At 72.6% G+C, this 7,069-nt stretch carries 9 protein-coding genes; all 9 read left to right on the top strand.

Going from position 1 to position 7,069, the window contains the following annotated elements; genetic code table 11:
- Positions 1-493, top strand: a 493-nt coding sequence (locus tag ACZ4UV_RS50055) for a helix-turn-helix domain-containing protein (protein ID WP_467849159.1), incomplete at its 5' end; no start/stop codon positions are given.
- Positions 494-735: 242 nt separating this feature from the next.
- The gene (locus ACZ4UV_RS50050; RefSeq protein ID WP_451023271.1) at positions 736-1,803 is read left to right on the top strand and encodes an alpha/beta fold hydrolase; all 1,068 of its coding nucleotides are present in this window, start codon (positions 736-738) and stop codon (positions 1,801-1,803) included.
- Between the two features lie 18 nt (positions 1,804-1,821).
- Positions 1,822-2,607, top strand: coding sequence for a creatininase family protein (locus tag ACZ4UV_RS50045; protein ID WP_451023272.1), 786 nt, complete (start codon positions 1,822-1,824; stop codon positions 2,605-2,607).
- Positions 2,608-2,853: 246 nt separating this feature from the next.
- On the top strand, positions 2,854-3,705 hold the full coding sequence (locus ACZ4UV_RS50040) for an alpha/beta fold hydrolase (RefSeq protein WP_451023366.1): 852 nt from the start codon (positions 2,854-2,856) through the stop codon (positions 3,703-3,705).
- Positions 3,706-3,810: 105 nt separating this feature from the next.
- Positions 3,811-4,695 carry a helix-turn-helix domain-containing protein gene (locus tag ACZ4UV_RS50035; protein WP_467849151.1) on the top strand — a complete coding sequence of 295 codons (885 nt, stop codon included), beginning with the start codon at positions 3,811-3,813 and terminating at the stop codon, positions 4,693-4,695.
- Between the two features lie 54 nt (positions 4,696-4,749).
- Positions 4,750-5,079 (top strand): hypothetical protein, encoded by a 330-nt coding sequence (locus ACZ4UV_RS50030; RefSeq protein ID WP_451023184.1) that lies wholly within the window; start codon positions 4,750-4,752, stop codon positions 5,077-5,079.
- Positions 5,080-5,225: 146 nt separating this feature from the next.
- Positions 5,226-5,558 (top strand): TetR/AcrR family transcriptional regulator, encoded by a 333-nt coding sequence (locus ACZ4UV_RS50025; RefSeq protein WP_451023183.1) that lies wholly within the window; start codon positions 5,226-5,228, stop codon positions 5,556-5,558.
- A 48-nt stretch (positions 5,559-5,606) separates the two neighbouring features.
- A complete protein-coding gene (locus ACZ4UV_RS50020; RefSeq protein WP_451023182.1) occupies positions 5,607-5,816 on the top strand; it encodes a hypothetical protein in 210 nt (69 codons plus the stop codon).
- A gap of 980 nt (positions 5,817-6,796) precedes the next feature.
- Positions 6,797-7,060, top strand: a complete 264-nt coding sequence (locus ACZ4UV_RS50015; protein ID WP_451023181.1) for an EF-hand domain-containing protein — start codon at positions 6,797-6,799, stop codon at positions 7,058-7,060.
- Positions 7,061-7,069: the final 9 nt, after the last annotated feature.

Below are 7,069 nucleotides of genomic sequence, written 5' to 3'. Positions count from 1 at the left end.
CCTCACCCTCGCCGCGGAGGCGTTCGAGCGGCTGGGCGCGCGCACCTGGGCCGAGCGGGCCCGGGCCGAACTACGGGCTGCCGGTGCAGCGAGCCTCACTTCCCCGGCCCACCTGGCCGCGCTCACCTGGCAGGAGCGCCGGATCGCCGATCTCGCGGCCGGCGGTCTGACCAACAAGGAGATCGGCGAGCGGATGCACCTGTCCCCGCGCACCGTCAGCTCACACCTCTACCGCGTCTTCCCCAAACTGGGCATCACCTCCCGCGCCGCCCTGCGCGACGCGCTGGGCAGGCTGGAGGACGGGCACGGTGGCCGAAGGCGCCGGGGCACCCTCCTCAGTCGAATGACTGAGGAGCGTGCACACCCGGCCGCGCCCCTGGGCTCGTTCCGACGGACCGGTCTCGGCGGCACATGTGCTCACCTGCGGCACCCGGCGGGACACGGGCCATCCCGCAGGCCCTCGTGTGGCCGTCCGCGGCCGACCGTCATATGACTGATGTGTCCGGTTTCCCTACCGACAAGAGTGTGTATCACCGATCGCGTTCCCGTAAAGGAGAGCGACCTCGGATCAGCCGGCCGCACAGCAGAACCACCAATCGTCACCTGTTTGACAGGTGACGGGCGTTGTGCGAGGGTCGTCGCGCCAATGAGCCGCGCGGTGATCCCACACGCCGAAGCGAGCGGGAGACGTCCCGGGCGCGGGCCGGTCACCGGAAACGCACGAGAGGGATTCACATGATCAACAGGCGCACCTTCAGCAAGGCCGTCGGCCTGGGCACCGGCGCCGCCGCAGTCTCGCTGTCCGGCCTCCAGACCAGCGCGTCGGCCGCGGCCCCGAAGCCCACGGCGGGCGGTTCTCCCGCTCCCACGGTGCCCACCATCACACCCGGCACCCACACGGAGTTCAGCTCGCTCAAGCACGTGAAGGCCGGCGTCCTGGACATCGGGTACGCCGAGGCGGGCCCCGCGCACGGCCCGGTGGTCCTCCTGCTGCACGGCTGGCCCTACGACATCCACAGCTTCGTCGACGTCGCGCCGCTCCTCGCCGACCAGGGCTACCGCGTCCTCGTCCCGTACCTGCGCGGCCACGGCAGCACCCGCTTCCTGTCCGGGCACACCCCGCGCAACGCCGAGCAGTCGGCCATCGCGCTGGACATCATCGCCTTCATGGACGCCCTCAAGATCCACCAGGCGGTCCTCGCCGGCTTCGACTGGGGCTCGCGCACCGCGGACATCATCGCCGCCCTGTGGCCGGAGCGCGTCAAGGCGCTCGTCTCCACCAGCGGCTACCTGATCACCAACGTGAAGGCCCAGCTGGAACCCGCCGCCCCGGCCGTGGAGCACAACTGGTGGTACCAGTGGTACTTCGCCAGCGACCGCGGCAGGAAGGCGATGGAGAACGAGGACCAGCGCATCGCGCTGTGCCGCTACGTGTGGACGCTCGTCTCGCCGAACTGGAACTTCGACGACGCCACCTTCGCGCGCACCTCCCAGGCCTTCAAGAACCCCGACTACGCCGCCATCGTCCTCTACAACTACCGCTGGCGTATCGGCCTGATCGAGGGCGACCGCCGCTACGACCGCTACGAGAAGCAGCTCGCGGCCCAGCCCCCGATCGACGTTCCCACGGTCACCCTCGACGCGGCCCTCGACCCCTTCACCCCGCCCGGCGACGGCGCCGCCTACCGCGACCACTTCACCGGCCCGTACCAGCACCGGACCGTCGCGAACATCGGCCACAACCTGCCGCAGGAGGCGCCCACCACCTTCGCCCAGGCCGTGGTCGACGCCGACCGCCTCTGAGACCCGGTGGAGACCCGGATGGGCGAAGTCCTGTGGAGCCGGCTGACAGCGGCCGAACTGCGCGCCCTGGCGGCACGCGACGCGGTGGTGCTGCTGCCCGTCGGAGCCACCGAACAGCACGGTCCGCACCTGCCCACCGGTGTCGACGACCTGCTGGCCGCGGAGGTGTGCCACCGGGCGGCGCTGCTCGCCGCCGAGCAGACCGGTGTGGTGGTGGCCCCGTCGATCGCCACGGGGCTCTCCGAGCACCACATGGCCTTCGGCGGCACCCTCTCGATCAGCCTGCCCACCCTGCACGCGCTCCTGCGCGACCTGTGCCGTTCCATGGTCCGGGCGGGTTTCTCCCGCATCCTGATCGTCAACGGGCACGGCGGCAACATGACCGCCCTCAACGCCCTCACGACGGAACTGACCGCGGAACTGTCGACGCCGATCGCGTTCGCCAGCTACTTCGGCGTGGGGCGGGAGGTGGTGCGGGACACCCTGGAGACGCAGGACGGCCTCATGCACGCCTGCGAGGGCGAGACGTCCATGATGATGGCCGCCCACCCCGGGCTTATCCGCGGTGAGCACCTCGGCAAGGCGCACGGTCCCCGTATCACGCTGCCCGCGGAGTCCACCGAGCCGGTGTACATGGCGGTCCCCTTCGACCGGACCACCCCGACCGGGGTGGCGGGCGACGCCCGGGCGGCGAGCCCGGAGAAGGGCGAACGGATGCCGTCCGGCTGCGCGTCGGCACTGGCGGAGATCATCCTCGAGGACCCGTGGGCACGGCTGCGGCCAGAGCCCTTGCCAACGCCCTGAGAAGGCGCGGGGCGGGGCCCCGGGCACACATGTCTCCGGCTCCACGGCATGCGGCCGGGAGGGCATCGCCCCTCCCGGCCGCGTCGGCGGTCGGCACCCGCCCCCACCCTTCGTCACCGCCTTGACAGGTGACGAGGGGCGTGACAGGTTAGTCACCAGTCAGGGCGGTGACGCTGGCCCGGTCGGGCCGGTCCGTCCTCCTCCAGGACTTTTCGAATATTCGCGGAACATGTGAGGGGTTTTGTCATGGTCGGCATCAAGGGTGGGCGCAAGCGGCTGGTGACGGGCGCGGTCGCCACGGTCACGGCGGGTCTGGCCTTGGGCGCGTTCGCCGTCAGCGGAACCGCCAGCGGCGCGACGAACAGCGCCCGGGCGAACAGCCACGCCAAGCCCACGATCGTCCTGGAGCACGGCGCCTTCGCCGACGGCTCCAGCTGGAACGGCGTCATCACCGCACTGCGCGCCGACGGATACCCGGTCGTCGCCGCCGCCAACCCGCTGCGCGGCCCGTCCTCCGACGCCGCCGCCCTGCGCACGGTCCTCGACCACGTCAAGGGCCCGAAGGTCCTCGTCGGCCACTCCTACGGCGGCAACGTCATCAGCGAGGCCGCCACCGGCGACCCCGACGTCAAGGCCCTGGTCTACGTCGCGGCCTTCCTGCCGGCCCCCGGGGAGAGCGCCCTGGAGCTCACCGGCAAGTACCCCGGCTCCACCCTCCCGGACGCCCTCGACCCGGTCACCTACCGGCAGGCCGACGGCTCCACCGCCACCGACCTGTACATCCGGCAGGACAAGTTCCGCCACCAGTTCGCCGCCGACGTGCCCGCCGGCCAGGCCGCGCTGATGGCCGCCGAGCAGCGGCCCATCGCCCAGTCCGCCCTGGAGGAGAAGGCCACCAGCGCCGCCTGGAAGACCATCCCCAGCTGGGACATCGTCACCACCCACGACCTCAACATCCCCGCGGCCGTGCAGCGCTTCATGGCCAAGCGGGCCCACGCCCGCACCACCGAGGTCGCCGCGTCCCACTCGGTCGCCGTCTCCCACCCCCACCTGGTGGCCGGCGTGATCGAGCGAGCCGCCCACGCCACCGTCCGCTGACCCGCCCGGAGGGCGGCGGGGCGGACAGCCCCGCCGCCCCGGGAGCTGCCACGGACACCGCACGGCACACCTCACGGGTGCACGGAGCACGGGAGAATGGACGCCATGACCTCACACACCGACCCCCGTGCGTTCGGGAAGTTCCTCAGGGCCCGCAGGGCCCAGCTGGATCCCGGGGACTGCGGTCTGCCCGGGGCGGACACCCCGCGCCGGGTCGCCGGGCTGCGCCGCGAGGAGGTCGCCCGGCTCGCCGCGATCAGCGTGGACTACTACACCCGGCTCGAACAGGGCCGGGTCCGCGCCTCCGCGCCCGTGCTCGCCACCCTGGTCCGCGCCCTGCGCCTCGACGACGACCAGCAGAGCTACCTCTACGAACTCGCGGGACGCACGGACGACCGCCCGCGCCGCCGTCGGGCCGTCCAGCAGGTGCGGCCCGCCATGCGCCGCCTGCTGGACCAGCTCACCGGGACGCCCGCGCTGGTCCTCGGCCGGCGCCTGGACATCCTGGCCTGGAACCAGGCCGCCGTCGCCCTCTACACCGACTTCGCCGGGATCCCGGCCGACCGGCGCAACTACCTGCGCCTGCTGTTCACCGACCCGGCGATCCGGGAGATGCACCGGGAGTGGAGCCACGACGCCCGGGACGCCGTCGCCGCCCTGCGCATGGCGGCCGCCGCCGACCCCGACGACCCGGAGCTGGACGGCCTGGTCGCCGAACTGTCCGCGCGGGACGCGGACTTCCGCAGCTGGTGGGCCGAGCACCGCGTCAACAGCGCGACCTACGGGACCAAGCAGTACCGGCACCCCGCGGTCGGCGACCTCACCCTCGACTGCGACACCTGGAACGGTGCCGACGGCTCCGGACAGCGGCTGATGGTCCTCACCGCCGAGACCGGCACCCCCTCCCACGACGCCCTGCGCATCCTCACCTCCTGGGCCCCCGAGCGGGCGGACCCGCGCCGGGCAGCGGACACCGCACCGCGCGGCTGAACCCGCACACCTTCTCCTCTCGTCCCCCTGGAGAGGTCCGAGAAGGAGCGGCACATGCCGGCGTACGACATCCCGGGCAGCGGGCCCCGGCTCATCCTCCTGCCCGGCATCGGGGGTTCGGCGGGCGACACCTGGAAGGCGCTGACCGCCGGCCTCGCGGCCACCCGCACCGTCCTCGGTGAGCCGGCGGACCGGCGCGGCGAGTCGCTCGGCGGACGGCGCGGGCCGGTCCTGGACGGCGAGGAGAGCGGCTGTCTCACGGTGCAGGGGAATCAGTGGTCTTCTGCTCGGCTCGGGCGGCCGCGTGTGGGTCGTGTCCCGCCGGCCGGTGTGTCCGAGTGGCTGTGGCGAGGTGTACCGGTGTCCTGCGGCGGGTCGGTGTAGGTTTCCTTCAGAATACGTGTCTCACTGGAGCCGGCCGCGCGGGCTCGCCGGACCGCGGGGACCCCGTCCCCGGGTGTCGGTAGAGCCGTAGAAACGTGTTTTTCGGTGGCCCCAGTGGGATCCCCACCGGAGAGACCGGAGCATCGATGAGATCGGACGCGCGCTCCAACCGGCTGCGCATCCTCGAAGCGGCGACGGAAGTGCTCGCCCTTCCCGGCGACACCTCGCTCAAGTCCATAGCCCGCAGGGCGGGCGTGGGCCAGGGAACGCTCTCTCGTCACTTCCCCACCCGGGAGTCCCTGGTGCTCGAGGTGTACGGGGAGGAGGTCGAGGGGCTGGTGACCGCCGTACCCGTCCTACTGGACGCGCTGTGCCCGCCGCTCGCCCTGCGCGCCTGGCTGGGGCGCCTGCTGCGCCTCGGCTGGTGCACACCGGAGTTCGCGGAGGCGATGCGCGGGTTCGCCGGCACCCCGACGTAGCACTGCCGGCAGGCCCGTCAGCCGCTGCTCGACGCCCTCTCGGCGCTGGTGGAGGCCAACAGGGCGACCGGGACCATCGAGCCCGGTACGACGGCCGACGACGTGCTCCTGCTGATCGGCCCGCTGTGGCGGGTCGGCGAGGACGGGCTCGGACACCCCCGCGCGGCCCGGCTCTTCGACGTGCTCCTGCGGGGGCTGTGCCCTTCGGGCACCGCGCACGGCACCGCTGCCGTCGGGGGCGCGAGGTCCGCCGGGTGACCTCGCCGCCGGCGGCGGTGCCGTAGGCCGCGGCCGTCGAGAGGGGCAGGAGGGACAGCAGCGTCCACGACAGCGTCGCCGCCACGACCGTGACGGCGAGCCCGGCCGCCGCACGGTTCAGCAGCACGTCGTCCATCGTCATCAGGTCGGCGACGAGGAGGGGCGGCGGCGCGGAAGGGTCCTCCCGGGGCGGCTCCGGGGGCCGGGAGCCGGACCGGCCCCCGGGGACGGCGATGCCGGACCGTGGGTCCCCGGCCACCGTCTTCTGCCCGCCCCGCCGCCTGAACTGGGGTCGGGAGAGTACCGGGTTGCTGCTCGTCAGCGAACGCTGCTGCTCGACGGGTGTCACGTCAGCTCCTCTACTCCGTGTCGGACGTACCGCCGCCCTCGACCCCGCCGGGCGGCGGAGCGGCGTCCTGCCGTCGTCTGCCTCCGCCGTCGGACGAACCGCGCGCATCAGTCACTTGACGGTGGGATCAAACGGCCGCGGCCGCCCCGGCGCGGCAGTCACGGCAGCTCGAAACCCAGCTCCCGGGCGGCGGTCTCGGGGGGGCCAGGACCAGTGCTGCACCACGGCCGGCCCGACGCCCGGGGCGGCGAGCCCCGTCTCGCGCAGCGCGGCCACGAACCGGCCGAGCAGCGCGTCGTCCAGCTGCCCGCCGTACGGCTCGGCGGCGCGCCGCACTACGGGATCCCCCGCGCCGACGATCGGCGGCGGGCCCCCGGCTCTCCAGGAGCCGCTCCACCCGGGCGGCCAGGGAGGGGTGTGTCGCAGAGTCTGCCATGCGAGTCGGCTTGCCATGTGTCTTTCCATACGTGTGCACATGCCGGTCCGTGGCCGGCATGGCGGTCCAGCACAGCGTTTCGGACGCGTCCGGCCGGACATTGCGTCACATACGCCGCCGGCGCGCGGGGAATCTGCCCGGTGTGTGAACTCCGTCGGGAAGCGGCTCCGTTCAGCCGATGAGTGAGTGTGCCGCGTGGCCGCACCGATCGCGCTCTCCTCACCGGCAACACACCCTCATCTACCAGAGGAAGTCGTGAGCGACATCGAATCGAAGCGGCGGGATTTCGACGAGATCGACACCGACGATGACGGTTTCGTCTCCGCGGCGGAGCTCGCCGCTTCGCTTCAGACCAACCCCCGGGTGAGCGACGAGAACGTCGCCGCGGTCATCCGGATCGCCGACGACGACGGTGATCGTCAGATCGACTTCGATGAGTACGCGAAGCTCGTCCGGTAGCGGGCGCGC

It is taken from the genome of Streptomyces sp. NPDC028289, assembly GCF_055565975.1.
This window is presented reverse-complemented; position numbering and strand designations above follow the sequence as displayed.

What these genes read in the sequence shown, in the direction of transcription:
- ACZ4UV_RS50050 (WP_451023271.1), top strand. Translation starts at nt 736, where the DNA reads ATGATCAACAGGCGCACCTTCAGCAAGGCCGTCGGCCTGGGCACCGGC.
- ACZ4UV_RS50045 (WP_451023272.1), top strand. Translation starts at nt 1,822, where the DNA reads ATGGGCGAAGTCCTGTGGAGCCGGCTGACAGCGGCCGAACTGCGCGCC.
- ACZ4UV_RS50040 (WP_451023366.1), top strand. Translation starts at nt 2,854, where the DNA reads ATGGTCGGCATCAAGGGTGGGCGCAAGCGGCTGGTGACGGGCGCGGTC.
- ACZ4UV_RS50035 (WP_467849151.1), top strand. Translation starts at nt 3,811, where the DNA reads ATGACCTCACACACCGACCCCCGTGCGTTCGGGAAGTTCCTCAGGGCC.
- ACZ4UV_RS50030 (WP_451023184.1), top strand. Translation starts at nt 4,750, where the DNA reads ATGCCGGCGTACGACATCCCGGGCAGCGGGCCCCGGCTCATCCTCCTG.
- ACZ4UV_RS50025 (WP_451023183.1), top strand. Translation starts at nt 5,226, where the DNA reads ATGAGATCGGACGCGCGCTCCAACCGGCTGCGCATCCTCGAAGCGGCG.